The sequence below is a fragment of the Achromobacter spanius genome, from assembly GCF_003994415.1.
GTDB classification, from domain to species: Bacteria; Pseudomonadota; Gammaproteobacteria; order Burkholderiales; family Burkholderiaceae_B; genus Achromobacter; species Achromobacter spanius_C.
On record NZ_CP034689.1, the window covers coordinates 58,531 to 83,304 of the forward strand.

Sequence of the window (24,774 nt, forward strand, 5' to 3'; positions counted from 1 at the left end):
AAGGATTTCTCATGTCGAACGTATCGACGGCTGGGGCCGCACCCGCAGCCGGTGTACCCGTGCGCGCTGTTTTTGTGCAGTTGTCGCCATTGGTGGCGGTGGTGTTCATTGCATTTTTCATGGTCGGCCTGCCGATGCCGGTCTTGCCGCTTTATGTGACTGGCACGCTGATGATGAGTGCGCTCGTGGTGGGCGTGGTGGCCGGCCTGCAGTTTGCCGCCGCCCTGCTGTCGCGCGCCTATGCTGGCGCGCTAGCCGACCGCCAAGGCGCCAAGCGGGCGGTGGTGATAGGTTGCCTGCTGGGCGCGGCGGCGGGTGTGCTGTATGTGCTGGCCGACGCCTTGTCCGCGCGGCCACAAGCGGCGCTGACGGCGCTGTTGGCGGGCCGTGCGCTGATGGGATGCGCCGAAAGCCTGATCGTCACCGGCGCGTTGAGCTGGGGCGTGGGCCGCGTGGGGCCGCAGAACGCGGGCCGCGTCATGGCTTGGGTGGGCGTCGCCATTTACGCCGCCTATGCCTTGGGCGCACCTGCTGGCATGCGGCTGTACGCCTATTCAGGTTTCGCGGGCCTGGCGTGGGCAACGGTGGTGATTCCGCTGGCGGCCCTGGCGCTGGTGCTGCCGCAACGCGCCGCGCCTGCCGTGGGTGGGGTGCGCACGCCCTTCTATCGGGTGCTGGGCATGGTGCTGCTGCCCGGTCTGGGCCTGGCCCTGACCAGTGTGGGCTTTGGCGTGATCACCGCGTTTGTCAGCCTGCTGTTTGCGCAACGTGGCTGGGATGGAGCGGGATGGATGTTCAGCGCGTTCGGCGTGGGGTTCATTCTTGCCCGCGTCTTCTTCGCGGGTCTGCCTGACAAGCTGGGCGGCGCGCGCGTGGCGCTGGTGTGCGTGCTGATCGAGGCCGTGGGCCAGTGGCTGATCTGGACAAGCGTCACGCCGATGTGGGCGTATGCCGGCGCATGTCTGACTGGTGCGGGCTATTCGCTGGCATTCCCGGCGTTTGGCGTCGAGGCCGTGCGGCGCGTGCCGGCGGCAAGCCGTGGCGCGGCCATGGGGGCGTATGTGGCGTTTCTGGACGTGGCGCTGGGTATCAGCGGCCCGGTGGCGGGCGGGCTGGCCGGCGCGCAAGGCGTTGGCGCCGTGTATGCGATGGGCGGCGCATGCGCGCTGGCCGCGGTGTTCGTAGCCCTGGCGCTGCGGCGTCCGGCGGGGCAATAACCCATCGGGGCCGCAGCCCCGACGGGATGCGGTTCCCCTTAGACGGTGGCGGCCATTTCCAGGACTTCGTCGTCCACGGCTTCGGCGTTGCCGTCTTTCAGCTTCTGCAGGTGATCGGCCAGTTCGGCAATGGTCAACGCAACCAGGCCGTGCTGCGCCGCGTAACGCTCCAGCGATGCGCCGCGCATCATGGTGCCGTCGGCGTTCATCAGTTCGCACAGCACGCCGGCGGGGCGCAGGCCGGCCAGCACGGCCAGATCCACCGAGCCTTCGGTGTGACCACGCCGCGTCAGCACGCCGCCGGGTTGCGCGCGCAGGGGGAACACGTGGCCGGGGCTGACGATGTCGTCGCTTTGGGCCGACGGCGAGATGGCGGCGCGGATGGTGGTGACGCGGTCAACCGCCGACACGCCGGTGCTGACGCCTTCGCGCGCTTCAATCGATACGGTGAAGGCGGTGGCGAAGCGGCTTTGGTTGCGCGTGACCATGGGCGGCAGTGCCAGCCGGTCCAGGGTTTCGCCGGGCAGGCACAGGCAGACGATGCCGCTGCCGTCGCGGATCAGCTGCGCCATGACGGGCACGGTGAGCTTGTCGGCGGCGACGATCAGGTCGGCTTCGTTTTCGCGGTCGAAGTCGTCCATGAGGATGACCGGACGGCCCAGGCGCAGATGATGCAGCGCGCGCTGCAAGCGGGCGGCAAAGGGTTGTGAAGCCAGGCTGGGAAGGGACTGCGGGGTATTGAGGTTGGACATTGAAACGCTCTCGCAAAATGAAGTGGGCGAAAAACGTTTCAGGGCTAATCGACAGCCGAACGCAATACGACGTTCCAGGCGCATGGGCGCCCGGATAACGGGGTGTTGTGCCGGCACATCTTCTCTCATCCGGACTATGACCGTCGGCTCTGGCGTCTCACCAGATCTGCTGACCCCGATGTCCGTGAAGGACGCCGGGCGCTCGCGGGCTCGCCACATTGCATGGCATACCGCCGGTGGGGAATTACACCCCGCCCTGAAGACGTACTGCATGTCGTGTTAACGACATCGGCGATTGTACGCCTGTCCGCGCGGATGGCGGAACAGGCCGGGCGGGATTGTGAACGCGGATTTTCAGGGGACGGATTTGTCGGCTTGGGCGGGCTTGGTCGTCGTCTTCCTGGTCGCCGTCTTCTTGGTGGGCGCCTTCGTCGCCGGCTGCGACACCTTATCGGTCACTGGCTCCGACGCCTTCTCAGCCGCTGCTTTCTTAGCTGCCTCCGGCGCTTTCTTCGCCGCCTTCTTTTTCGGCAGCGCCAGCATCGTGCCCCGGCACGGCGGCGTGCCGCACAGGCAGCGGTAGCCTTCCTTCAGCGCCTTGGTGATGCGGCCATCCAGGACCAGGCCGTAGTCATACGACAGCTCGGTGCCGCGGGCGATGTCCTGCAAGGCGACGATGTACACGCGCTTGCCGTGCTTGCCTTCCTGCGCCTCGCAGTTGGGCTCACAGGAGTGGTTGATCCAGCGGGCGTCATTGCCTTCGTCGCCGCCGTCGATCACGCGGCCAGAGCTGAGCGCGAAGAAGAAGGTGTGGAAGGGGTCGTCGGGGTTGGTCGGGTGGCGCCGGTCGGCTTCCTTGGCGCTGATGCGCGCGCCGCCGTACTCAATGATGCGTGTGCCGGCGGGGATCTTGCGGGCGGCGAAGACGCCGTTGCCATGCAGCTTCGAGCGGCGAACAACATGCCAGGGCTTGATCGGGGTGGCTTCGGTGGTCATGTAGGCGTGGGCGGAGACGGGTGGGCACGTGAGAGGAAACAGAATTATATCGACGCGCCCGTGACAGGATCACAGGCGTATAGTTGGCGCCGCCTTGTCCTTGGTTGATTTCATCATGATCGTCCGTCCGCGTCCCTCCGCGCTGGCTTTGTTCTTTGTGATGCGCGGTTCCATCATCCCGCGCATTGTCGGCAAGATCCTTGTCATCACGTTGTTGTCGTGCGTGGTGGTGTGGATGTACCACCGACTATGGTTTTCGCCCGCGCACCTGACGGCGGTGCCGTTTTCGCTGTTCGGCCTGGCGCTGTCGGTCTTCATGGGGTTTCGCAACAACGTCTGCTATGACCGCTGGTGGGAAGCCCGCAAGCAATGGGGCGACCTGATCGTGCAGGCGCGCAGCCTGGCGCGCGAAAGCGCGGTGCTGTTGGCCGCCAGCACGGGCAATCCGATTCAGGAACGGCTGGTGCGGCGCTGCATCGGCTTCGGCTACGGGCTGGCGGCGCGGCTGCGCGGTCAGGACATGGTGCAGGCCGTGCGCCCCTGGGTGCAACAAGACGAGCTGGACACGCTTGCCGGTTGCCGCAATGTGCCGGATGCGCTGCTCATGGCCATCAACCGCGACCTGGCCGGCTGTCTGCGGCGCGGCGAACTCAGCGACATTCTCTACCAGGCGCTGACCCAGCGGGTGGCGCAGTGCGCCGCCATCCAGGCTGCCTGCGAACGCATCAAGTTCACGCCCTGTCCGTTTGCCTATTCGCTGCTGCTGCATCGCACGGCATGGCTGTTCTGCCTGCTGCTGCCTTTCGGCCTGGTGGGCACGCTGGAATATCTGACGCCCGTGGCGGTCACCATCATCGCCTACACCTTCTTCGGACTGGATGCCTTGGGCGACGAGCTGGAAGACCCGTTCGGCCTGGAAGAGAACGACCTGCCGCTGTCGGCCCTGGCGCGCGTGATCGAGATCGACCTGCTGGAAGGCCTGGGCGTGCGCCCGTTGCCGGACGCCGCGGTGCCTGAAGACTTCATCCTGCGCTGATGGCTGCCTAGCCCACGGGCCCCGTCAGCGGCAGCATGGTTTCTTTCAGGCGGCGCAGCACAAAGCACGACTTGCTGTGGCGTATGCCGGGGATGCGGTAAAGCTGTTCGCGCAGCAGGCGTTCGTAGTCGCGGGTGTCGCGCACGGCGATGCGGATGTAATAGTCGTAGTCGCCCGACACCAGAAACGCTTCCAGCACCTCGGGTATGGCCGCCAGGGCGCGGCCGAACTCGTAGAGCGTTTCTTCGCTGTGGCTTTCCAGCGTGACGTGGACGATGACCGTGTCCATGAAGCCCAGGCTGGCCGGATCGATGTCCACGGTGTAGCCGCGGATGACCCCGGCGCCCTCCATGCGCTTGATGCGGTTCCAGCACGGGGTGGACGACAGCCCCACCGCCGCGCCGATTTCATTCAGGCTGGCGCGCGCGTTGTCCTGCAAGACCTTCAAAATGGCCAGATCAAACTTGTCCAGGTTCATTTTCTTTGATTCCTCAAAATCAAAGATGAATTTACTCTGGATGGCCCTGATTAGTAGAAAAGAAGATAAAAATTCTTCGCCGCTCCGAATAAGATAGATAGCATGAACGATCGCCTGCACCCCACCGCCACCGCCGCGCTTGCCGCCACTGAAACCCCCCCTGCAAACGGGGCCAAGATTCTGCTGGACACCTTGATTGCGAACGGGGTCGACACGGTCTTTGGTTACCCCGGCGGCGCGGTCCTGCCGCTGTACGACGCCCTGTATGCCGAGCCGCGCTTGCGCCACGTGCTGGTGCGCCACGAACAGGCCGCCGTGCATGCCGCCGAAGGCTACGCCCGCACCACGGGCCGCACGGGCGTGGTGTTCGTGACCTCGGGCCCCGGCATGGCCAACACCACGTCGGGCCTGTTGGATGCGATGTGCGATTCGATTCCGGTGCTGTGCGTCAGCGGTCAGGTGGCCACGGCCGCCATCGGCACCGACGCATTTCAAGAGTGCGACGCCATCGGCATTTCGCGTTCCGTCACAAAGTGGAATACCCAGATCCGCGCCGTGGACGACGTGGCCAATGTGGTGGCGCGTGCATTTGAATTGACCCGCCAGGGCCGCCCCGGCCCGGTGTTGGTGGACTTTCCGAAAGACGTGCAACTGGCGGTGCCGCGCGACGCGGATGACGATGTGCCGGGTTTGCCGTCGCAGCAAAAGCTGGCCGCGCTGCGCGCGCGCCGGCAGTCCGGCAAGCTGGCGGCCAAGCTGCCGCAGTCGGCCGTGCGCCGCGCCGCTGCGCTGATCGCCCAGGCCAAGCGGCCCATCTTCTACGGCGGGGGCGGCCTGATCAATGCCGGCCCGGAAGCCTGCGAGGCGTTCACCGACCTGGTCCGCCACACCGGCGCGCCCTGCACCCTGACGCTGATGGGGCTGGGCGCCTTCCCCGCGTCCGACCCGCAGTTTGTGGGCATGCTGGGCATGCACGGCACGGTCGAGGCCAACCTGGCCATGCATAACTCAGATCTGGTGGTATGCATTGGCGCCCGGTTCGATGACCGCATCACCGGCAAGCTGTCCGAGTTCTGCCCGCATGCGCGCAAGATCCATATCGACATCGACCCCGCTTCCATCAACAAGGTGGTGCGCGTGGACGTGGCGCTGGTGGGCGACTGCCTGCCGCTGGTGCGCGCGCTGCGCGCCGAAATGGGCGATGCGCCGTTGGACGCCGCGCGGCTGGCCCCCTGGTTCAAGCGTATTGATACGTGGCGCGCGCAGGACTGCCTGGGCTTCACGCCCGCCGCCGATGCGATCCTTCCGCAGCACCTGATGGCAAGCCTGAACGCCGCGCTGGCCGACCGCGATGCGATCGTCTCCACCGACGTGGGCCAGCATCAGATGTGGGCCGCGCAATACCTGCGTTTCGACAAGCCGAACCGTTGGCTGACGTCGGGTGGCGCGGGCACGATGGGCTACGGCGTGCCGGCCGCGATTGGCGCGCAGGTGGCGCATCCGGACAAGACGGTGGTGTGCGTCAGCGGCGATGCGTCGGTGTTGATGAACATTCAGGAACTGTCCACCGCCATGCAGCACGAAACGCCGGTGAAGGTCGTGTTGTGCAATAACGGCTACATGGGCATGGTGCGCCAGTGGCAAGAGCTGATCCATGGCGGGCGGTATAGCCACAGCTATAACGCGTCATTGCCCGATTTTGTAGCGCTGGCGCGCGCGTTCGGCTGGGGCGCGGCGCGCGTGGATGATCCGGCAAAGCTGGACGCGGCGCTGGCCGAATGTTTGGCGCACGATGGTCCTTACTTTTTGGACGTGGCGGTGACGGCGCAGGAAAATTGCTTTCCGATGATGCCTGCGGGGCACGGGCATCAGAAGATGATGCTGGCCGAAGGGGTTTGGTATCAGGACGAGACGACCTGAGTTTTTGGCGGGGGTGATGGGTTCGCGCGATGGGCGTGACCGTGCGCGGCGAGATGATTTCGCGCTGCACCCATCCTACGGAGGTGGCGCACGGCATTCGCCGTGCGATGACGCGGCGTTGTGAACGACCGTCGTTGTCTCTGTAGGATGGGTGAAGCGCGCACCGGTCTAACTGTTCCACGATGCCCGCGTTCGCGCGCAACCCATCATCGCCACAAAAACGCCCATCACCTCAAAACTGAATCGACAACCCCCCATCCACCACCAACACGTGCCCGTTCACATACGACGCCGCTGGTGACGCCAAAAACACCGCCGCCCCGGCGATTTCCTCGGGCTCACCCCACCGCCCCGTCGGATTGCGCGCCGCAATACGCGGACCGAAATTCGGGTCCGCCACCATGGCCGCGTTCGTCTCGGTGGCGAACGTACCCGGCGCGATCGCGTTGCTGGTGATGTGGTGGCCGCCGAACTCCGCCGCCAATGCCCGCACCATGCCTGTCAGGCCCTGCTTGGCGGCGGGATAGACGGCGTCGCCTGCGCGCGCCAGCTCGCCCACCACTGACGTGATGGCGATCAGGCGGCCGCCGCCCTGGCGCATCATGCGCTCGGCGGCGAACTTCGCCAACAGCATGCCGGCCACCAGATCCGTATCGATCAAGTCGCGGATTTCGGCGGGGCTGGTGTCACGCAGCGTCTTGCGGTTGCGGGCGCCCACGTTGTTCACCAGCACGTCCAGCCGGCCATGTTCGTCGTCAATGCGCCGGAACGCGCGTTCCATGTCGGCATCGTCGCTGACATCGAAGGGCAAGGCATGTGCGTCCAAACCCGCGCTGGTCAGCTCGGCCACGGCGGCGTCCACGGACGCGCCGTTGCGGCCGTTGATCAAGACACGCGCGCCGCAACCCGCCAACGCGCGCGCAATGCAAAAGCCCAGCCCGCGCGCGGACCCGGTCACCAGCGCGACCTGTCCGGTCAAGTCGAAGTTACGCAGATATGGAAGTGTGCTCATCAATGATGCCCCGATTTTTTCATCGTCATTCCCTGAACTCCGGCGCCCAATGCAAGAGCCGCCGTTCCAGCCAGGTCACACAATAAACCAACACAATGCCCACGATGGACAGCAGCGTCACGGCCGCGAACATGTCGGTGGCGTTCAGCGTGGCCAGCGCGGTGATCATCAAATACCCCATGCCCGTGGTGGACCCGACGAACTCGGCCAGCACCACGCCGATCAGCGCGAAGCTGATGGCATTGGGCAAGGCGGCAAACGTCCAGGCCGCTGCGGTCGGGATGCGCACACGCCACAGGATCTGGCGCGGCGAGCCGCCCAGCGTGCGGCAGAAGTCGACCAGTTCGCGTTCCACGCTGCGCCCGCCCTTGTAGGTGTTGAAGAACACCAGGAAGAACACCACGAACCACGACGTCACCACCTTGGACGCCAGCCCTAGGCCGAAGAACATGGTGATGAGCGGCACGAAGGCGATGCGCGGCATGGAATTGAACGCCACGATGAAGGGGTTGAACACGTCGGCCAGAAAGCGGCTGCGGCTGAGTGTCATGCCGACGATGAAGCCGCTGCCCACGCCCACCACCAGCCCCACCATCGTGGCTTGCAAGGTCAGCCAAAGATGCGGCCAGACCGAGCGCGGGCCGGGCTGCATCCATTCCCAAAGCCGCACCGCCACGCGCGACGGTTGGCTGATGAAGAAGGGGTCGAACAGGGTGTTTTGCGTGAACCAGGGAATGCGTGTCAGCGTTTCCCACGAGCCCAGAATGACGGCAAGAATCAGCACTTGCCACAAGGTGATGCGAACGCGGCGCTTGACGCCGGCGCGGCGGTCCAGCCGCAGCTGGTCCTGCAGCGAATCGGAAGTTTCAGTTGAAATCATGGTGCGAATCGGATCAGGCGGCGGCACGGAACTGCTGGCCCAGCACGCTCCAGAGGCTTTGCACGTGAGAGACGAACTGCGGCGTTTCGCGCAAGGTGAAGACGTCGCGTGGATGCGGGATGCGGATGCGCTCGTCCAGCAGCACGCGGCTGGGCGGGCCAGACAGCACCACCACGCGGTCAGACAGCAGGATGGCTTCGTCCAGATCATGCGTGACCATCACGATGGTCTGGCCCAGCTTGCGCCAGATCTCCATCAGTTCGCGATGCAGGTGCGTCTTGGTGTGCGTGTCCAGCGCGCCGAAGGGCTCGTCCAGCAGCAGGATGCGCGGCTCCACCGCCAGGCTCATCAAGAGCGCCACGCGCCGCCGCATGCCGCCCGATAGCTGATGCGGAAAGGCGTCGGCAAAGGCGCTCAGGTGGCCTAGTTCCAGCAGTTCGGCCACGCGGCGTTCGATCTTGTCGGCCGCCACGCCCTGGAACTTCAGCCCCAGCGCCACGTTCTTCTTCACGCTGAACCAAGGCAGCAGCGTGTCTTTCTGAAAGATGTAGCCCAGCGCGGGCGGCACCTGCCCGTCGACTACCCGGCCGTCTACTTGGATCGTGCCCGTAGTGGGGCGCAGAAAGCCCGCGATCATGTTCAAGAGCGTGCTCTTGCCGCATCCCGAGGGGCCGACGATGGAAACGAATTCGCCCGCCTCGATCGTCAGGCTGACCTCGCCCACCGCGTGCGTCGTGCCCTGGCGGGTTTGGTACGCCTTGCCAACCTTGTCCAGCGTAATCATCAAAGGCCCCGCGCTTTGCGCACGAAGCTCATGTTCACGCACTTGGCGTAAGGCACGGTCTTGATCTCGTCGTTCGAGAACTGGCGGCCGTCGCCCATAATGGCCGTCATGCGGTTGTAGGCGTCTTCGGTGATGAGGTTGTCTTTCAAGAACACCGTGTCTTTGTAGACGCCCAGTGTCTTTTCGATGGCGGCGCGCGGAAAGGCGCTGAGGTAGTCGTCATAGATGACATCGGTAACGCCCGCGGCGCTGTTGGCGGTGATGAAGTCTTGCGCCTTGACCATGGCGGTCACAAAGGCCTGCACCACTTCCGGCCGCTTCTGGATGGTGTCTTCAAGCGTCAGCGCGGCAATGCCCGGCACGTCGCCGCCCATGAATTCGTTCCATGAACTTTCGGTGGTGGCGTCGAATATTGGCACGCCCCAGCCTTCCTGGCGGGCCTGTTCCATCATGGACATGGTGGCCATGCTGGCGGAAACCGAACCCGTCTTCAGCGCGCCCAGCATCGTGGCCAGGTCGCCCAGCGGACGGATGTCGACCTTGTCGGCCACGCCGGCCTTTTGCATCAGGTACAGCGCCATCAGCCAGGTGCTGGACTGCGGTTGCGTGGCGCCCACGCGCTTGCCGGCCAGGTCCTTCAGCGACTTGATCTTGCCGCTGTCGAAGTCTTCGCGGCGCACGATGATGTTGGCGTAGGTCAGCTTGCGGTCAAAGCCGAACACCAGCGTGGCGGCCTTGCCGGCGATGGTCAGCGCGGGGGCGGCCGTGGCGGCGGTGGCGCCGAACACGATCTGGCCCGCCGCCAGCAACTGGTTGGTGCGCGGGCCGCTTTGCGAATTCAGGTATTCAACGTCCAGCCCGCCTTCGCCGAAGTAGCCCTTTTTCAAGGCCACGTAGCCCGCCGCGAAGAAGGGGTCGATGCTGCCTTGCCCGTAGGCCACGCGGCCCAGCTTGGGCTGGGCGAAGGCGATGCGGCCATCAAGCAGGCTAACGCCGGCCAAGGCCCCGGCGGCGGTCAGCATGCGGCGGCGGGTGGTGAAGCGGGGGCTATGGGTCATGTCGTCCTCGGTTGAGTTTGGGTGTTGCTGTTTTGGGGTAGACGATAACGCAGGGGGTCGGGGGGCAACAATGGAAAACGCCCGGTGGGGCCGGGCGTTTTTGGGGGTGTGTGTGATGGGTTACGCGCGTTCTGCGGTTGGGTTCTTCTTTCCGGGTTATCGCGCTTCACCCATCCTACGGGGTCTTTTTGGGGGCGGCTTTTTTGGCGGCGATTTTCTTTACGGCGGCTTTTTTTACTGCCGTTTTCTTTACCGCGGCTTTCTTGGCCGGGGCCTTTTTCGCGGCCGTCTTTGTTGCCGTTTTGGCGGCGGTCTTGGACGGGGCGCGGCCGGGCTTTTCAGGGCGCGGTTCGAATTCGAAGCCGATCTTTCCGTCGGGCTGACGCACCAGGAAGGCCTTGAACTTGCGGTTGGTGCGGCTGGACACGAAGCCTTCAAGCAGGTCGGTGCGGCCGTTACCCAGCAGCTTGCCCATCTGTTCGGCCGAGATCTCTTGCTGCAAGATGACCTTGCCCGAGCGGAAGTCGCAGGTCTTTTCGGGGCCGACCGACTTTTCGCACACGTAGCTCATGCCGTGCTCGAACACGCGCGACTGGCACTTGGGGCAGGCCCCCACCGGCGTATGGCCGGAAAAGTCCACCGCTTCGGTATCGTCTTCGTCGTTCTGGCCGAAGTCGAATTCCAGCTTGTATTCGTCGCTGATGCGCAGGATGGCGGCAAACGGACGGCCCATCTTGCTGATGAAGCCTTGCAGCGGACCGATCTCGCGCTTGGCCAGCAGCTCTTCCACTTCCGGCAGTTCGAACGTGCGGCCGCCCGGGTGCTTGCCGATTGAAAAGTCGCAGGCGGTGCAGGCGAAGCGGCGGTAGTTTTCCTTGACCACGGCGCCGCACTTGGGGCACGGCGTTTGCAAGGTGGCGTAGTCGCCCGGCACCGTGTCGCGCTCGTATTCCTTGGCGCGCTTGACGATCACTTGCGTCATCTGCGCGATTTCGCGCATGAAGGCCTCGCGGCCCAGGCCGCCCTGCTCGATCTGCTTGAGCTTGTGTTCCCACTCGCCCGTCAGTTCGGGCGAGGTCAGTTCGGTCACGTCCAGGCCCGACAGCAGCGTCATCAACTGGCGCGCCTTGGCGGTAGGCACCAGGTCGCGGCCTTCGCGGCGCAGGTAGACCTCGTTGAGCAGGCCTTCGATGATGGCGGCGCGCGTGGCCGGCGTACCCAGCCCGCGCTCGGACATGGCTTCGCGCAGTTCTTCGTCGTCCACCAGCTTGCCCGCGCCTTCCATGGCGGACAGCAAGGTGCCTTCGTTGAAGCGGGCGGGCGGCTTGGTCGACAGGCCCACGGCTTCCACGTCTTCCGTACGCACGGTTTCGCCGTCGGCAACCGGCACCAGGTTGGCGTCTTCGCCCTGGGCTTCCTTGCCGTACACGGCCAGCCAGCCCGGGGTGACCAGCACCTTGCCGTCGGTGCGGAAGCGATGCCCCTGCACTTCGGTCAGGCGCGTGGTGACGCGGTATTCGGCGGCGGGGAAGAACACGGCCAGAAAGCGCTTGAGCACCAGGTCGTACAGCTTGGCCTCGGCTTCGCTCAGGTCGTGCGGGATCTGCAGCGTGGGAATGATGGCAAAGTGATCCGACACCTTCTTGTTGTCGAAGATGCGGCGGTTGGGCTTCACCCACTGCTGGCTGACGACGGTGTCCGCGTGGCGTGACAGGCCGCCCACGGCGTTCGAGCCGCCCTTGGCCAGCGCGCGCATCGTTTCCTGCACCGTGGTGATGTAGTCCTCGGGCAGGTAGCGCGAATCGGTACGCGGGTAGGTCAGCGCCTTGTGGCGTTCGTACAGGGTCTGGGCCAGCGCCAGCGTGGTCTTGGCCGAAAAGCCGAAACGGCCGTTGGCCTCGCGCTGCAACGACGTCAGGTCGTACAGGGCCGGCGACATCTGGGTCGACGGCTTGGATTCCTCGGTGACGTTACCCGGTTGGTCGCGGCAGGCGGCCACCACGCTTTGCGCGGCGGCGGCCGACCACAGGCGCGATTCGCGCTTTTCCGGGTCACGGTCGTCTTTCTTGAACTGCGGGTCGATCCAGCGGCCTTCGTACAGGCCGGCGGCGGCGATGAAGGTGGCGCGCACTTCCCAGTAGTCGCGCGGCACGAAGCGGCGGATGCGCTCTTCGCGCTCGGCCACGATGGCCAGCGTGGGCGTCTGCACACGGCCGACCGGCGTCTTGAAGAAGCCGCCGTCCTTGCTGTTGAAGGCGGTCATGGCGCGCGTGCCGTTGATGCCGACCAGCCAGTCGGCTTCAGCGCGCGAGCGGGCGGCCGCTTCCAGCGGTTTCAGCTGGGCGTCGTCGCGCAGGTTGGCGAAGGCTTCGCGGATGGCGGCCTGCGTCATCGATTGCAGCCAGAGGCGCTGAATCGGCTTTTTCACGCCCGCGTACTGAATGATGTAGCGGAAGATCAGTTCGCCTTCGCGTCCCGCGTCACAGGCGTTGATGATGGCGTCCACGTCCTTGCGCTTGGCCAGGCGGACCAGCAGCTTCAGGCGTTCCGCGGATTTCTTGTCGGTGGGGCCCAATTCGAATTCCGGCGGAATCACGGGCAGGTGCGTAAAGCTCCACTTTCCCTTGACCGGATCATTGGGCGCGACCAAGCTCAGCAAGTGGCCGATGCTGGACGCGAGTACGTAACGTTCGCTTTCAAAATAGTCGCCCTCGCGCGCAAAGCCTCCCAAGGCGCGTGATATATCAAGGGCCACCGAGGGCTTCTCGGCAATAATCAGCGTTTTATTCATGTGTATCCAGTGGCGGTAGTCCCGCCTTAGTAGCGCGGATAATAAGATCGGAGATTCGCCAGATGCAAGTCGGCACTGAAAGGCAAGCGGGATCCGAACTGCACGCTTGGCGTCAATTCTTGGCGCGAAGCACCCTGTGGCTAGGCGTTTTGCTGCTGGGCAGCGCTGCAATTTGCTGGGTCGCCGCCAACTGGCAGGACATGACAAAAGTGCAACGCTTTGCCGGCACGCAAGGCTTGCTGGCCATTGCGGCACTGGCCGCGGCCTGGGCCGGTTTGCGCCTACGCGGCAAGCCTGGCGTGCGGCGCAGCGTCCCTGGCGCGCTTCTGGCTTTGGCCGGCATCTTGCTGGGCGCCTTGCTCGCGTTATTGGGTCAAACTTACCAGACTGGCGCCGATACCTGGGAATTGTTCGCCTGGTGGGCGGTTCTGCTGCTGCCCTGGGCGCTGGCCTCAGCCAGCCAGGCGGTGTGGCTGTTGTGGGCGCTGGTGCTGAATATGGCCGTTGCCCTGTGGCTGGGCGAGCGCGTCTTCACCTGGTACGCCATCTACGACGGCACGGGTTTGCCCAACCTGATCATGGCGGCCCTGAACCTGACTTTGCTGCTGGGCTGGGAACTGGCGGCACGCCGCTGGCGCGCCAGCACCTTGATCGGCCCGCGCGTGCTGGCCGCCATCGCCATCAGCGCCCTGGTGCTGTCGCTGATGTTCGGCGACTTCATCCTGCGCGGGGTGGGCTCGCTGCACGGCATCGCCTGGCTGGCTGCCACGGTGGGGCTCGGCCTTTACTATCAGCGCGGCCGGCTGGACCTGGTCATTCTGGCCATGCTGGCGGCGGGCGTCATCTGCGTGTCGCTGCGCGTGGTGGGCGAATGGCTGCTGCGGCTGGAGCCCGGCGTGTGGGCCGCTCTGCCCCTGGCTGCCTTGCTGATGGCCGAAGCGGTGCTGGCGGCGCGCTGGCTGCGCAGGCTGGCGGCTGAACCGCAGGCGCCCGTGGCCGCCGCGGACGCGGAACCGGCCGCGGCCTCGGCGGGCAATGCCGTCGAGCCGGGTGATTCCGGCGCCGCCGTGGTGCAACTGGCGCCCGTTGCCACGCCGCATGCCGAACCCCCGTGGTATGTGCAATGCCTGCTGGGCCTGAGCGCCTGGCTGGCGACCTTGCTGCTGCTGGTGTTCGTGGCGTTCTCGGGCATTGTGACGTCGGACGAGGCGGCGCTGGTGGCCGGGCTGGTGCTGTGCGGCGCGGGCGTGGCGGTGCTGCGCAGCGACGCCGGGCCATTTTGGCGGCAATGCGGCACGGCAATGGCCTTCACCGGCCAGATCCTCATCATCTACGGCTTGTCCAGTTCCACGTCGTTCACCAGCGCCTGCTTCTTCGTGCTGTTGCTGGCGGCGGTGATCTACGCGCTGGGGCCAGACGTGATCCTGCGCTTTCTATCGGGCCTGATGATCGCGGCGGCGGGCGCCGCCTTGATCTGGCGCGGCTTGTCGCCGGAGTTGATGCGTGACGATCTGCTGGACGCCTGGCTTTATTTCGACCCGGGTCGCGCTGGTTTTGTCTGGTTGCCCATTGCCGTGATCGGCGCCTGGGCCACCGCCGTCATCCTGACCTGGAGCCACCGCGTGGGCGGCAAGCGCGGCCACGCGCTCGAGCCATTGGCCTGGGCCTTTTTGCTGTCCGTGCAGGGCATGGTGTGGTTGGCGGGCGGCATTTCGGCCCTGCATCTGCCGGCCATGTGGAAACTGAACCCGCAAGGCGCTTTCCTGGTCGTGGCGGGCGCGTTGCTGCCGGCGGCGGCTGCCCTGGCGGTGCTATGGCCGCGCCGCCATGTGCTGACGGCCGGGGTGACCTGGGGCGTGCCGATCGCCCTGCTGGTGCTGGCGCTGTTCTGGTTGCCCAGCCCGGGCGTGGGCTTCGCGCTGGCCTGGCTGTTGCTGGGTTTTGGGCTGAATCAATTGCGCCTGGTCATTTTCGGGGTTTTGAGCCTGCTGGCTTACCTGGGCGTCTATTACTACCAGCTGGATGTGCCCTTGCTGCAAAAGGCCTTGTGGCTGGGCGGCGGGGCGCTGCTGCTGTTCGTGCTGCGTGGCCTGGTGTGGCTGGTGCCCAGGTTGATGCGCACGCAGGCGCCGCAACGGCGCGTGCCGCTGCCGCCGGTGTCGGCGCTGTTGCGTTGGCGCACGCTGGCCATCCTGGGCGGCCTGGCGCTGGTGCTGGTGGTGGCCAACGGCGGCATCTGGCAGCGCGAAAAGCTGCTGGCCACGGGCAAGGTGGTGATTCTGGAATTGGCGCCGGTCGACCCCCGGTCGTTGATGCAGGGCGACTACATGGCGCTGAACTTCGCGGCCAGCCGGGACATCACGCGTCTGCGGCTCAGCGCCGACCGCCCGGTGGACGATGACTCTGTTCTGGGTTTCGAGCCCGACGGCTATGTGATGTTGCAGGCCGATGCGCGTGGGGTCGCCACGCCGCTGCGCATCCAACCCGACGCGCAGCCGCATGCCGAAGACGAAGTGCCGCTGCGCTATCGCGTCCGCGATCGGGGCGTGCGTATCGTCACCAATGCGTATTTCTTTCCCGAAGGCCAGGCCAAGCGCTATGAGGTCGCGCGTTACGGCGAACTGCGCGTGGCTGAAAACGGTGAAGCGCTGCTGGTGCGGATGCTGGGCGAGGACTTGCAGCCGCTGTAGCGAATCACCGGTTTGGCGCGGCGTGCCGTGCGAGGGCATCAGCCAGGACAGCGGCTAGGGCAGCGACTGGGCCAGCGGAAAGTGCTGCGCCCACTGTGCGGTGGCCGTTCGAAGAAAGTCATCACGATCCGCTGCGGCGATGGGGCCGAACCCCAGGGCGCGCCAGGCGTCGGCCAAGGCGGCCATCGGCGTGCCGGTGTCGATGGCGGCGGCGCCATTCTGCTTGGACAGCTTCAAACCGCTGACGGTGTCCAGAATCAGGGGCACATGCAGATAGCGCAGCGGCGGCAAGCCCAGCAGGCGGCCCAGCACACGCTGGCGCGCCGTGGAACTGAGCAGGTCCGCGCCACGCACCACGTCCGTGACGCCCTGCTCGGCGTCGTCCACCACCACCGCCAGTTGATACGCCCACAAGCCGTCCGCGCGCCGCAGGGCGAAGTCGCCAACGGCTGTTGCCACGTCCTGTTCCTGCGGACCCAGCCAGCGGTCTTCAAAGCGTTCGATGCCGTCGGGCACGCGCAGCCGCCACGCGCGAGCTTGGCGGCCGGGCGGCAAGCCGTGGCGGCAGGTGCCTGGGTAGGGGCGTTCGCCGTCGGCGCCCGGCGCGGTCTGGCCGCGCAAGGCGGAATCAGCGATTTCGCGCCGCGTGCAGCCGCAGCCGTAGATCAGGCCACGTGCGGCAAGCGTGTCAAAAGCGGATTGGTAAGCGGCGTTGCGCTGCGACTGCCACATGACGTCGCCGTCCCAGTGCAGGCCCAGCGCGTTCAACTGCGCCATGATGGCGTCGGCGGCCCCCGGTACGGTGCGGGGCATGTCCACGTCTTCCATGCGCAGCAGCCAGCGACCGCCGTGGGCGCGCGCGTCCAGCCAACTGGCCAGCGCGGCCACAAGCGAGCCCGCGTGCAGCGGGCCGCTGGGGCTGGGGGCGAATCGGCCTACGTAGGTCACAGCAAAAGCAAGGGCCTGCGCGCCGGGTCAGTGCAACAGCCGCACGCCTTCTTCGTCCAGCAGCTCTTCCAGGACCAGGTTGTCGATCTCGGCTTCCTGGCTCCAGAGAACCATGAGGGCGATGATCTTGATCTTGGATAGCGGCACGGGCGTTTCGGGCGAAGCCAGGCCTCGGTCGATGACGATCTCACGCAGGGGCGCCGGCAGCACGCCGGCCGATTCCAGGAAGGCGATGAAGCCAATGGATTCGGTGCCGAGCTGGCTGTATTCGTTGTCGGTGTAGATCCGGGTTCCGGTGTTGGGCGCCTGAGCGAGGTCGACACATCGTTCGGTGGTTTCGGCCAGGCCATACAGCCAACCGAGAGCGTCGTCGATGTCTTCGTGCTCGAAACCGGCAGCGGCAAGCCGCTTAGCGAGCACATCGGCCGCAGGACAGGCTTGCGGCGTGTAGTAATTCTCGAACAGATAAACCAGGATATCGAACATATGGCGCAGTGTGTGCCTGTTTGCACAGTCGGCCCGCATATCGGCAGACCAGCAAACATGAATTTTACTTTACGCTGATTTATTTAGCCGGGCAACCGGCGAAAAGGCGGAATGTTGTATGGCGTCACCTGTCGTTTGACGGCCCCCATTCTGCCCGGTTTTGCTGACAAAATGCGTGATTGGCCGAAAGAAAAACAGGGGCGGACACGTAGGTCCGCCCCTGTTTTATCTTCTGCAAGATTAAGTGCCTGGCGTTCGCGTTACGCCATCTTGGCCCCGTTCTCCAGCTTGAGTCCGGCCAGTTGGCGGATGAACACCGGTATGCAGATGGCTATTCCGATCAAGCCGCTGGTGAGCCCCGGCAAGATGGTCAGCAAGGCGCCCAAGGTGCACAGCCAGCGTTCCCAGCTCTTCATCGTTACCAGCATGTAGCGTGAGAATGCCGCCGACAGCAGCACCAGGCCCACCATGCAGCCGAACAAGGTCACGAAGAACGCGTACCAGGTAAAGCCCTGCACCGAAATCAGCAGCGACGGCGAAAACACGAACACGAACGGCACAATCAGCTTGGTGATGCCCAGCCTGAATGCCGTGTTGCCGGTCTTGAACGGGTCGCTGCCCGCCATGCCCGCCGCCGCGTAGGCCGCCAGGGCCACTGGTGGCGTGATGTCGGCCAGGATGCCGAAATAGAACACGAAGAAGTGCGCCGCAATCGGCTGCACGCCCAACTGCACCAGCGTGGGCGCAGCCACCGCCACCATGATCAGGTAGTTGGCCGTGGTGGGAATGCCGCAGCCCATCAGGATGCAGACGATGCCCGTCATGATCAGCGCGGCCACCAGCGTCAGCGATTGCGTGTTGGCGATGGCTTCCGGGATCACCACCGAGGCGACGCCCGCGATGGACTGCGCCGCCGAGATCACGATGTACGACACCTTGAAGCCCACGCCCGTCAGCGTCACCACGCCGATGACGATGCCCACGGTGCCGGCCGCGGCGCCCACGGCCAGCGCGTACTTGGCGCCGGTCTCGAAGGCTTCGTAGAGGTCGCGCAGGCGCAGCCGCTGGAACGGATTCAGCAAGCCCACCACGATGCAGCCCGTAATGCCCGCGAACGCCGCCAGATAAGGCGTGCGGCCGCTGGCCAGCACGCCGATCAGCAGAAACAGGGGGATCAAGGTGGGCCAGCGCATCTTGAGCGACTGCTTCAGCTTCGGCATTTCTTCGGCCGTCAGCCCGCGCAGCCCTTCACGCTTGGCTTCGAAGTGCACCTGCATGAACAGGCCGAAGAAATACAGGAAGGCCGGGAAAACGCCGGCAATCGCAATCTGCTGGTACGGAATGCCCAGGAACTCGATCATCAGGAACGCGGCCGCGCCCATGATGGGGGGCGTGATCTGCCCGCCCGTGCTGCTGGCGGCTTCGACGCCCGCCGCGAAATGCCGGGGATAGCCGACGCGGATCATGGCGGGAATGGTCAGCGACCCGACCGTGACCGCGTTGGCCACCGACGAACCCGACAGCATGCCGAACATGGCCGATCCGAACACTGACACCTTGGCGGGTCCGCCCGCGTAGCGGCCGGCAATCGTCGAGGCCACGTCCAGGAACAACTGGCCCAGGCCGATACGGGTGGCCAATACGCCGAACAGCACGAAGTGGAACACGTAGGTGGCCACCACGCCGACCGCCACGCCGTACACGCCCTGACTGGTCAGGTACATGTGGTTGACGATCTGGGACCAGGTGTTGCCGGCGTGCTGCAGCAGGCCGGGGAAGTACTGGCCGAACATGGCGTAAGCCATGAACACGATGGCGATGATTGGCAAGGGCCAGCCCATGGCGCGGCGCGTGGCTTCCAGCAGGCCGATCAAGAGGATGGACCCCATGAACACGTCGATGGGCAGCGGGTTGCCCACGCGGAACGCCAGGTCTTCGAAAATGTACGGGATGTACATCACCGACAGCGCCAGCGCCACGGCGATGATCCAGTCATACAGCGGAATGCCGCCCGGCGCGTACCAGGTGGACTTCGGCTCGCGCTTGTAGTGCGACTTTGAAAAGCCGAACACCAGGAAAATCAGGCTCAGCACAAAGGCCAGATGCACGCCGCGATGGGTGGCTTCGCGCAAGAGGCCGAAGCCGGCGGTGTAGTAGTGAAAGATCGAGAGCGTGACCAGCAGGCCGGAAACGATCCAGGTGGCGGTCTTGTCCAGGGGCCGGAAGCGGATTTCGGAATCGTACTTTTCCGCTAGTTGCTGGGTCTTTTCTTGGTCTATTTCCATCGACGTATTTCTCAGGTGAATCCGCAAACAGGGCCGCACTAGGCGGCCCTGCGCAATGCCGGCGCGACGCCGGGGCTACCCAGCGCGCCGGCGTATCGCCGTCGGGAGAACGGCTCGTGCTTACTTCAGCAGGCCGATTTCCTTGTAGAACTTCGCGGCGCCCGGGTGGAACGGGATGCCGGCGCCCTTGATGGCGTTTTCGCGCGTGATGAGCTTGCCCTTGGCGTGGCCGTTGTCCAGCGTCTTGCGCGTGGCGTCGCTGTACAGCGCCTTGGTGACGTCGTACACCACCTGTTCGGACTGCTTGGCCGACGTGACCATTTGCGCGTTGACCGAGATGGTCTTCACTTCAGGCAGGTTCTGGTAGGTGTTGGCCGCAATGACATCGGGCGTGAAGAATTCTTGCTTGGCGCGCAGCGCGTCAATCTCGGGGCCAACCAGCGACACCAGCTCAATGTTGCCGCTGGAGGCCAGCTCGGCGATGGCGCCGGCCGGTGCCCCACCCACGAAGAAGAACGCATCCAGGCCGCCGTCCTTGAGCTTGTCGCCCGCTTGATTGGGCTTCAGGTATTCGGCCTTGATGTCCTTGTCGGTCATGCCGTAGGCGCCCAGGATCAGGCGCACGTCAACCAGCGTGCCCGAGCCCGGCTCGTCCATCGACACGCGCTTGCCCTTCAGGTCGGCCACGCTCTTGATGCCCGCGCCCTTGCGCGTCACCAGGTGGATGCTTTCCGGGTACAGCGTGGAAATCAGGCGCAGGTCTTGCGCCTTGGGCTTGCCTTCGAAGGTGCCCGTGCCGCTGTAGGCCCAGTAGGCCACGTCCGACTGCGTGAAACCGGCTTCAAACGAGCCGCCCAGGATGCCGTTGATGTTGGCCACCGAACCGTTGGACGCCACCGCCGTGGCGACCAGCTTGCCCGGCTGCGACACGGCGTTGGCGATGATGCCGCCAATGGGGTAGTACGTGCCGGCCGTGCCGCCCGTGCCGATGCGGAAGAATTGTTGGGCCTGTGCGGAACCCACGGTGCCGACGGCGGCAACCGCGACGGTCAGGGCGGTGATCCAGTGTTTGAGTTTCATGCGTGCTTCTCCGGGTGTTGTTAGGTAGGGTTCGTGTGACGAAAATCGTCTTGTCATTCCTGCGCTTGGCGGTTCAAAAAAAGCGCCGCCTTGGCGCAAAAATGGGCCTCCCCTTGGGGGCCGTTTTCATGTTGAAATTCTGGCATGAGGGGGGACGTAGCCAATGGTTACGGAGCTATCGTTTACCTGGGGGTCAATGAACCCTTTGGTTATGGATGCTCATGCTTTGGTTATGGCGTCCCGCCCCACGGTTACATTCCACGCGCAGTAGATAACGGAGTTTCCCCCGATGTCCCAGGAAGTCATACGCGGCATAGCGCTGCCCCCAGCCGCGCAGCCCGGCGATCCCTTGGCCCGCGTCGACACCCCCAGCCTGGTGCTGGACCTGGCGCCGTTTGAGGCCAACCTGCGCGCCATGCAGGCCTGGGCCGACCGCCACGATGTGGCCCTGCGCCCGCACGCCAAGGCGCACAAATGCCCAGAGATCGCCCTGCGCCAACTGGCCCTGGGCGCACGCGGCATCTGCTGCCAGAAAGTCAGTGAAGCCCTGCCCTTCGTGGCCGCCGGCATCCATGACATCCACATCAGCAACGAAGTGGTCGGGCCTGCCAAACTGGCCTTGCTGGGCCAATTGGCGCGCACGGCCAAGATGAGCGTCTGCGTGGACAACGCCAAGAATCTGGCGGACATTTCCCAAGCCATGGCGCAAGCCGGGGCCGAGATTGACGTGCTGGTGGAAGTTGACGTCGGGCAAGGCCGCTGCGGCGTGTCGGACGACGCCTTGGTGCTGGCCCTGGCGCAGCAGGCGCGCGACCTGCCCGGCGTGAATTTCGTGGGCTTGCAGGCCTACCACGGCTCGGTGCAGCATGCCCGTACGCGCGAAGAGCGCGCCCAGGTCTGCCGCCAGGCGGCGCGCATCGCCGCGTCCTACGCGCAACTGCTGCGTGAAAGCGGCATCGCCTGCGACGTCATCACGGGTGGCGGCACGGGCAGCGTGGAATTCGACGCGGCAAGCGGCGTCTATACGGAACTGCAGGCCGGGTCCTATGCCTTCATGGACGGCGACTACGGCGCCAATGAATGGGACGGCCCGCTCAGCTTCCAGAACAGCCTGTTCGTGCTGTCCACGGTGATGAGCGTGCCCGCGCCCGAGCGCGTGATCCTGGATGCGGGCCTGAAATCCACCACCGCCGAATGCGGTCCGCCCGCCGTCTTCGGCGTGGACGGCCTGACCTATGTCGCCATCAACGACGAACACGGCGTGGTGAGCGTGGCCCCCGGTACGCAGGCGCCCGCGCTGGGTGATGTGCTGCGGCTGGTGCCCTCGCATGTGGACCCGACGTTCAATTTGCATGACGGCTTGGTGGTGGTGCGCGACGGCGTGGTGCAAGACATCTGGGAAATCGCGGCGCGCGGCTTTTCGCGCTGATCGCCGCCGCACGAAGCTCAACGTTCAACGATCAACGCCGGGCGGCGGTTTACAGGTTCGTCATCCCCAGGAATTGCCGCAGTTCCGGGGTGGCGGGCGCCGTGAACAATTCCTCCGGCGGGCCAATCTCATGCACGCGGCCCTGGTGCATGAAGACGACGCGGTTGCACACTTCACGCGCAAAGCGCATTTCGTGCGTGACCATCAGCAGCGTCATGCCATCGGCCGCCAGTTCGCGCACCACCGCCAGCACTTCGTTGACCAGTTCCGGGTCCAGCGCCGACGTGATCTCATCGCACAACAAGGCTAGCGGCTGCATCGCCAGCGCGCGCGCAATCGCCACGCGCTGCTGCTGCCCGCCCGACAGTTCCTCGGGCCAGGCATCGAACTTGTGCGCCAGCCCCACGCGGGTCAGCATGGCGCGCGCCATGTCGGCCGCTTCCGCTTCCGGCATGCGCTTGGCCACCATGGGCGACAGCATCACGTTGCGCCCCACCGTCAGGTGCGGGAACAGGTTGAACTGCTGAAAGATCATGCCCACCTTGAGCCGCAGCGCGCGCAGCCGCAGTTCATCGTCGCCCAGTTGCGCGTCGGCCACCATGATGGCGCCGCCGTCTATCTGTTCCAGCCCGTTCACGCAGCGCAACAGCGTGCTCTTGCCCGAGCCGCTCTTGCCGATGATGGCGATGACCTCACCGGGTTCGACGCGCAGCGTCACCCCCTTCAGGACTTCGTTGTCGCCGAATTTCTTGCGGACGTCTTCAAGGGCGATGAGGGGCATGCAACTTCCTTTCCAGCCGGAGGCTAAGGCGCGACAGGGGCCAGCACAGCGCGAAGTAGATCAGCGCGGCGCAGGCATAGACGGTGAAGGGACTGAAGGTGGCGTTGGTGATCACCGTGCTGGCCTTGGACAGCTCGGTGAACCCGATGATGGAGGTCAGCGCGGTGCTCTTGACGATCTGCACCGCGAAGCCGACGGTGGGTGCAATGGCAATGCGCAGCGCCTGCGGCAGCACCACATAGCGCATCTGCTGTACATAGCCCAGCGCCAGGCTGGCGGACGCTTCCCACTGGCCTTTGGGTATGGCTTCCACGCAGCCGCGCCAGATCTCGGCCAGGAACGCGCCCGACCACAGCGTCAGCGCCGCGCCCGCGGCCAGCCACGGCGGCACTTCCAGGCCCAGCAGCGACAGCCCGAAGAACGCCAGGAACAGCTGCATCAGCAGCGGCGTGCCCTGGAACAGTTCGATATACGCCCAACTGGCTCGCCGCATCAGCGCCACGCGCGATGTGCGCATCATCAGCGCCAGCACGCCCATCAGCGCGCCGCCCGCGAACGCCACCAGCGACAGCACTATCGTCCAGCGCGCGGCCAGCAGCAGGTTGCGGACGATGTCCCACATTGAAAATTCAATCATCGCGCCGCCTTGCGAAACAGACGCCGGCCCGTCATGCGCAGCAATTGGCGCAAGATGATGGCCAGCGCCAGATAGATGCCGGTCGTAACCAGGTACACCTCGAACGCGCGGAAGTTGCGCGACTGAATGAAATTGGCGGCAAAGGTCAGGTCTTCAGCGGCAATCTGCGAACACACCGCCGAGCCCAGCATCACGATCACGATCTGGGACGACAGCGCGGGCCAGATGCGTTGCAAGGCGGGTTTCAGCACCACGTGCCGGAACACCTGAAAGCGCGTCATCGCCAGGCTGGCGCCTGCTTCGTACTGCCCTTTGGGCGTGGCGTCGATGCCGGCGCGGATGATCTCGGTGCTGTAGGCGCCCAGGTTCAAGGCCATCGCCAGGCAGGCGGCCTGCATTTCGCCCAGTTGCACGCCCAAGGACGGCAAGCCGAAGAACACGAAGAACAACTGGATCAGGAACGGCGTGTTGCGGATGACCTCGACATAGGCCGTGACGGGGGCGCGCAGCGCGCGCGGCCCCTGCGTGCGGACCCACGCGCAGGCGATGCCCAGCGCCACGCCCGCCACCGCGCCGAAGGCAATCAGCTCGACCGTGACGCCGATGCCCTTGATGAGCACCGGCGTGTAGTCGAACACCGACGTGAAGTCGTATTGATAAGCCATGATGGCCGCCTTCGGAACTTACAGGTCCTTGGGCAGCTCGGCCCCCAGCCACTTCTGCGAGATCGCCGACAGCGAGCCGTCGCGCTTGGCGGCGGCAAGGATGTCGTTGACCTTGGCGCGCAGCTTGGGCTCGTCCTTGTTCAAGCCGATGTAGCAAGGCGAGTTCTTGATCAGGAACTTCGTTTCGGGCTTCTTGGTCGGGTTGCGCGCCAGGATGGCGGCCGCGACCACGTTGCCGGTGGCAATCATCGGCACCTGGCCAGACAGGAAAGCGGTGATGGTGCCGTTGTTGTCTTCATAGCGCTTGAGCGTGGCGGATGCCGGCGCAATCTTCGACAGCTCGATGTCTTCCACCGCGCCGCGCGTGACACCGATGGTCTTGCCGGCCAGGTCCGCCGCCGACGACACCTTCAGGTCGGCCGGGCCGAACACGCCATTGAAGAACGGCGCGTAGGCATCGGAAAAGTCGATGGCTTTTTCTCGTTCCGCATTCTTGCCCAGGCTGGAAATCACCAGATCCACCTTGCGGGTCTGCAAGTACGGTATGCGGTTGGCGCTGGTGACCGGCACCAGCTCCAGCTTCACGCCCAGTTGTTTGGCGATCAGTGCTGCCGTATCGATGTCATAGCCCAGCGGCTTCATGTCGGCGCCCACCGACCCAAAGGGCGGAAAATCCTGCGGCACGGCGATCTTGATGGTGCCGGCTTTGACGATATCGTCCAGCGTGTCGGCATGCGTCAGCGGCGCGGCCAGCAGGGTGGCGGCGGTGCAAAGGGACAACAACAGGGTTCTACGGTTCATGAGGGGACTCTCCAGGGCGCGCATCGCCCCGGGGCGGGTCGATGCGTT

General features: G+C 65.2%; 21 protein-coding genes and 1 riboswitch. Of the genes, 5 read left to right on the plus strand and 16 right to left on the minus strand.

Going from position 1 to position 24,774, the window contains the following annotated elements; all coding sequences use genetic code 11:
* Positions 1-11: 11 nt before the first annotated feature.
* Positions 12-1,217, plus strand: coding sequence for an MFS transporter (locus tag ELS24_RS00270; RefSeq protein ID WP_127183065.1), 1,206 nt, complete (start codon positions 12-14; stop codon positions 1,215-1,217).
* A gap of 38 nt (positions 1,218-1,255) precedes the next feature.
* Here ELS24_RS00270 and ribB read toward each other — a convergent pair whose 3' ends face one another.
* Together ribB and ELS24_RS00280 are read right to left on the minus strand one after the other, a co-directional pair.
* Positions 1,256-1,969, minus strand: coding sequence for a 3,4-dihydroxy-2-butanone-4-phosphate synthase (gene ribB / locus ELS24_RS00275; protein WP_127183066.1), 714 nt, complete (start codon positions 1,967-1,969; stop codon positions 1,256-1,258).
* Between the two features lie 113 nt (positions 1,970-2,082).
* Positions 2,083-2,237: riboswitch (FMN riboswitch) on the minus strand.
* 86 nt (positions 2,238-2,323) lie between these two features.
* Positions 2,324-2,965: an SET domain-containing protein gene (locus ELS24_RS00280; protein ID WP_127183067.1), complete on the minus strand. Its 642-nt coding sequence runs from the start codon at positions 2,963-2,965 to the stop codon at positions 2,324-2,326.
* Between the two features lie 115 nt (positions 2,966-3,080).
* Between ELS24_RS00280 and ELS24_RS00285 the strand changes: the two genes are divergently transcribed.
* Positions 3,081-4,001 carry a bestrophin family protein gene (locus ELS24_RS00285; protein WP_127186213.1) on the plus strand — a complete coding sequence of 307 codons (921 nt, stop codon included), beginning with the start codon at positions 3,081-3,083 and terminating at the stop codon, positions 3,999-4,001.
* Between the two features lie 7 nt (positions 4,002-4,008).
* Here the strand turns inward: ELS24_RS00285 and ELS24_RS00290 are convergent, their stop codons facing one another.
* Positions 4,009-4,479 (minus strand): Lrp/AsnC family transcriptional regulator, encoded by a 471-nt coding sequence (locus ELS24_RS00290; RefSeq protein ID WP_050447422.1) that lies wholly within the window; start codon positions 4,477-4,479, stop codon positions 4,009-4,011.
* A gap of 93 nt (positions 4,480-4,572) precedes the next feature.
* Here ELS24_RS00290 and ilvB point away from each other — a divergent pair, with 93 nt between their 5' ends.
* Positions 4,573-6,399: a biosynthetic-type acetolactate synthase large subunit gene (ilvB, locus tag ELS24_RS00295; RefSeq protein WP_127183068.1), complete on the plus strand. Its 1,827-nt coding sequence runs from the start codon at positions 4,573-4,575 to the stop codon at positions 6,397-6,399.
* 232 nt (positions 6,400-6,631) lie between these two features.
* Here ilvB and ELS24_RS00300 read toward each other — a convergent pair whose 3' ends face one another.
* From ELS24_RS00300 to ELS24_RS00320, 5 genes are all read right to left on the minus strand, one after another.
* Positions 6,632-7,411, minus strand: coding sequence for an SDR family oxidoreductase (locus tag ELS24_RS00300; protein WP_050447424.1), 780 nt, complete (start codon positions 7,409-7,411; stop codon positions 6,632-6,634).
* Between the two features lie 25 nt (positions 7,412-7,436).
* The gene (locus ELS24_RS00305; protein ID WP_050447469.1) at positions 7,437-8,291 is read right to left on the minus strand and encodes an ABC transporter permease; all 855 of its coding nucleotides are present in this window, start codon (positions 8,289-8,291) and stop codon (positions 7,437-7,439) included.
* A gap of 13 nt (positions 8,292-8,304) precedes the next feature.
* On the minus strand, positions 8,305-9,075 hold the full coding sequence (locus ELS24_RS00310) for an ABC transporter ATP-binding protein (RefSeq protein WP_050447425.1): 771 nt from the start codon (positions 9,073-9,075) through the stop codon (positions 8,305-8,307).
* Complete coding sequence (locus ELS24_RS00315) at positions 9,075-10,133, minus strand: ABC transporter substrate-binding protein (protein ID WP_127183070.1); 1,059 nt, start codon at positions 10,131-10,133, stop codon at positions 9,075-9,077. The genes ELS24_RS00310 and ELS24_RS00315 overlap by 1 nt, the downstream gene beginning before the upstream one ends.
* 175 nt (positions 10,134-10,308) lie before the next feature.
* Positions 10,309-12,924, minus strand: coding sequence for a DNA topoisomerase III (locus ELS24_RS00320; protein WP_127183071.1), 2,616 nt, complete (start codon positions 12,922-12,924; stop codon positions 10,309-10,311).
* A 62-nt stretch (positions 12,925-12,986) separates the two neighbouring features.
* Here ELS24_RS00320 and ELS24_RS00325 point away from each other — a divergent pair, with 62 nt between their 5' ends.
* Entirely contained in the window at positions 12,987-15,614 is a 2,628-nt protein-coding gene (locus tag ELS24_RS00325) for a GDYXXLXY domain-containing protein (protein ID WP_127183072.1), read from the plus strand.
* Positions 15,615-15,668: 54 nt separating this feature from the next.
* Here ELS24_RS00325 and gluQRS read toward each other — a convergent pair whose 3' ends face one another.
* From gluQRS to ELS24_RS00345, 4 genes are all read right to left on the minus strand, one after another.
* Positions 15,669-16,562 carry a tRNA glutamyl-Q(34) synthetase GluQRS gene (gluQRS, locus tag ELS24_RS00330; protein ID WP_127183073.1) on the minus strand — a complete coding sequence of 298 codons (894 nt, stop codon included), beginning with the start codon at positions 16,560-16,562 and terminating at the stop codon, positions 15,669-15,671.
* Between the two features lie 27 nt (positions 16,563-16,589).
* Positions 16,590-17,048: a DUF494 family protein gene (locus ELS24_RS00335; RefSeq protein ID WP_050447430.1), complete on the minus strand. Its 459-nt coding sequence runs from the start codon at positions 17,046-17,048 to the stop codon at positions 16,590-16,592.
* Between the two features lie 260 nt (positions 17,049-17,308).
* Positions 17,309-19,333 (minus strand): TRAP transporter permease, encoded by a 2,025-nt coding sequence (locus ELS24_RS00340; protein ID WP_127183074.1) that lies wholly within the window; start codon positions 19,331-19,333, stop codon positions 17,309-17,311.
* A gap of 120 nt (positions 19,334-19,453) precedes the next feature.
* Positions 19,454-20,413: a TAXI family TRAP transporter solute-binding subunit gene (locus ELS24_RS00345; protein ID WP_127183075.1), complete on the minus strand. Its 960-nt coding sequence runs from the start codon at positions 20,411-20,413 to the stop codon at positions 19,454-19,456.
* A gap of 289 nt (positions 20,414-20,702) precedes the next feature.
* Here ELS24_RS00345 and ELS24_RS00350 point away from each other — a divergent pair, with 289 nt between their 5' ends.
* Complete coding sequence (locus tag ELS24_RS00350) at positions 20,703-21,842, plus strand: DSD1 family PLP-dependent enzyme (protein WP_127183076.1); 1,140 nt, start codon at positions 20,703-20,705, stop codon at positions 21,840-21,842.
* 49 nt (positions 21,843-21,891) lie between these two features.
* On the opposite strand, the gene ELS24_RS00355 is transcribed toward ELS24_RS00350, so the two are convergent.
* From ELS24_RS00355 to ELS24_RS00370, 4 genes are read right to left on the minus strand one after another with little or no spacing between them, the layout of a single operon-like run.
* On the minus strand, positions 21,892-22,623 hold the full coding sequence (locus ELS24_RS00355; protein ID WP_050447434.1) for an amino acid ABC transporter ATP-binding protein: 732 nt from the start codon (positions 22,621-22,623) through the stop codon (positions 21,892-21,894).
* A complete protein-coding gene (locus ELS24_RS00360; RefSeq protein WP_050447435.1) occupies positions 22,604-23,260 on the minus strand; it encodes an amino acid ABC transporter permease in 657 nt (218 codons plus the stop codon). Before ELS24_RS00360 ends, ELS24_RS00355 begins: the two co-directional genes overlap by 20 nt.
* Positions 23,257-23,925 carry an amino acid ABC transporter permease gene (locus ELS24_RS00365; protein ID WP_127183077.1) on the minus strand — a complete coding sequence of 223 codons (669 nt, stop codon included), beginning with the start codon at positions 23,923-23,925 and terminating at the stop codon, positions 23,257-23,259. Before ELS24_RS00365 ends, ELS24_RS00360 begins: the two co-directional genes overlap by 4 nt.
* A gap of 18 nt (positions 23,926-23,943) precedes the next feature.
* The gene (locus ELS24_RS00370; RefSeq protein WP_127183078.1) at positions 23,944-24,726 is read right to left on the minus strand and encodes a transporter substrate-binding domain-containing protein; all 783 of its coding nucleotides are present in this window, start codon (positions 24,724-24,726) and stop codon (positions 23,944-23,946) included.
* Between the last annotated feature and the right edge of the window lie 48 nt (positions 24,727-24,774).

What these genes read in the sequence shown, in the direction of transcription:
- ELS24_RS00280 (WP_127183067.1), bottom strand. Translation starts at nt 2,965, where the DNA reads ATGACCACCGAAGCCACCCCGATCAAGCCCTGGCATGTTGTTCGCCGC.
- ELS24_RS00285 (WP_127186213.1), top strand. Translation starts at nt 3,081, where the DNA reads ATGATCGTCCGTCCGCGTCCCTCCGCGCTGGCTTTGTTCTTTGTGATG.
- ELS24_RS00300 (WP_050447424.1), bottom strand. Translation starts at nt 7,411, where the DNA reads ATGAGCACACTTCCATATCTGCGTAACTTCGACTTGACCGGACAGGTC.
- ELS24_RS00305 (WP_050447469.1), bottom strand. Translation starts at nt 8,291, where the DNA reads ATGATTTCAACTGAAACTTCCGATTCGCTGCAGGACCAGCTGCGGCTG.
- ELS24_RS00310 (WP_050447425.1), bottom strand. Translation starts at nt 9,075, where the DNA reads ATGATTACGCTGGACAAGGTTGGCAAGGCGTACCAAACCCGCCAGGGC.
- ELS24_RS00325 (WP_127183072.1), top strand. Translation starts at nt 12,987, where the DNA reads ATGCAAGTCGGCACTGAAAGGCAAGCGGGATCCGAACTGCACGCTTGG.
- ELS24_RS00340 (WP_127183074.1), bottom strand. Translation starts at nt 19,333, where the DNA reads ATGGAAATAGACCAAGAAAAGACCCAGCAACTAGCGGAAAAGTACGAT.
- ribB (WP_127183066.1), bottom strand. Translation starts at nt 1,969, where the DNA reads ATGTCCAACCTCAATACCCCGCAGTCCCTTCCCAGCCTGGCTTCACAA.
- ELS24_RS00370 (WP_127183078.1), bottom strand. Translation starts at nt 24,726, where the DNA reads ATGAACCGTAGAACCCTGTTGTTGTCCCTTTGCACCGCCGCCACCCTG.
- ELS24_RS00290 (WP_050447422.1), bottom strand. Translation starts at nt 4,479, where the DNA reads ATGAACCTGGACAAGTTTGATCTGGCCATTTTGAAGGTCTTGCAGGAC.
- ELS24_RS00350 (WP_127183076.1), top strand. Translation starts at nt 20,703, where the DNA reads ATGTCCCAGGAAGTCATACGCGGCATAGCGCTGCCCCCAGCCGCGCAG.
- ELS24_RS00355 (WP_050447434.1), bottom strand. Translation starts at nt 22,623, where the DNA reads ATGCCCCTCATCGCCCTTGAAGACGTCCGCAAGAAATTCGGCGACAAC.
- ELS24_RS00270 (WP_127183065.1), top strand. Translation starts at nt 12, where the DNA reads ATGTCGAACGTATCGACGGCTGGGGCCGCACCCGCAGCCGGTGTACCC.
- ELS24_RS00360 (WP_050447435.1), bottom strand. Translation starts at nt 23,260, where the DNA reads ATGATTGAATTTTCAATGTGGGACATCGTCCGCAACCTGCTGCTGGCC.
- ELS24_RS00320 (WP_127183071.1), bottom strand. Translation starts at nt 12,924, where the DNA reads ATGAATAAAACGCTGATTATTGCCGAGAAGCCCTCGGTGGCCCTTGAT.
- ELS24_RS00335 (WP_050447430.1), bottom strand. Translation starts at nt 17,048, where the DNA reads ATGTTCGATATCCTGGTTTATCTGTTCGAGAATTACTACACGCCGCAA.
- ELS24_RS00315 (WP_127183070.1), bottom strand. Translation starts at nt 10,133, where the DNA reads ATGACCCATAGCCCCCGCTTCACCACCCGCCGCCGCATGCTGACCGCC.
- ELS24_RS00365 (WP_127183077.1), bottom strand. Translation starts at nt 23,925, where the DNA reads ATGGCTTATCAATACGACTTCACGTCGGTGTTCGACTACACGCCGGTG.
- ELS24_RS00345 (WP_127183075.1), bottom strand. Translation starts at nt 20,413, where the DNA reads ATGAAACTCAAACACTGGATCACCGCCCTGACCGTCGCGGTTGCCGCC.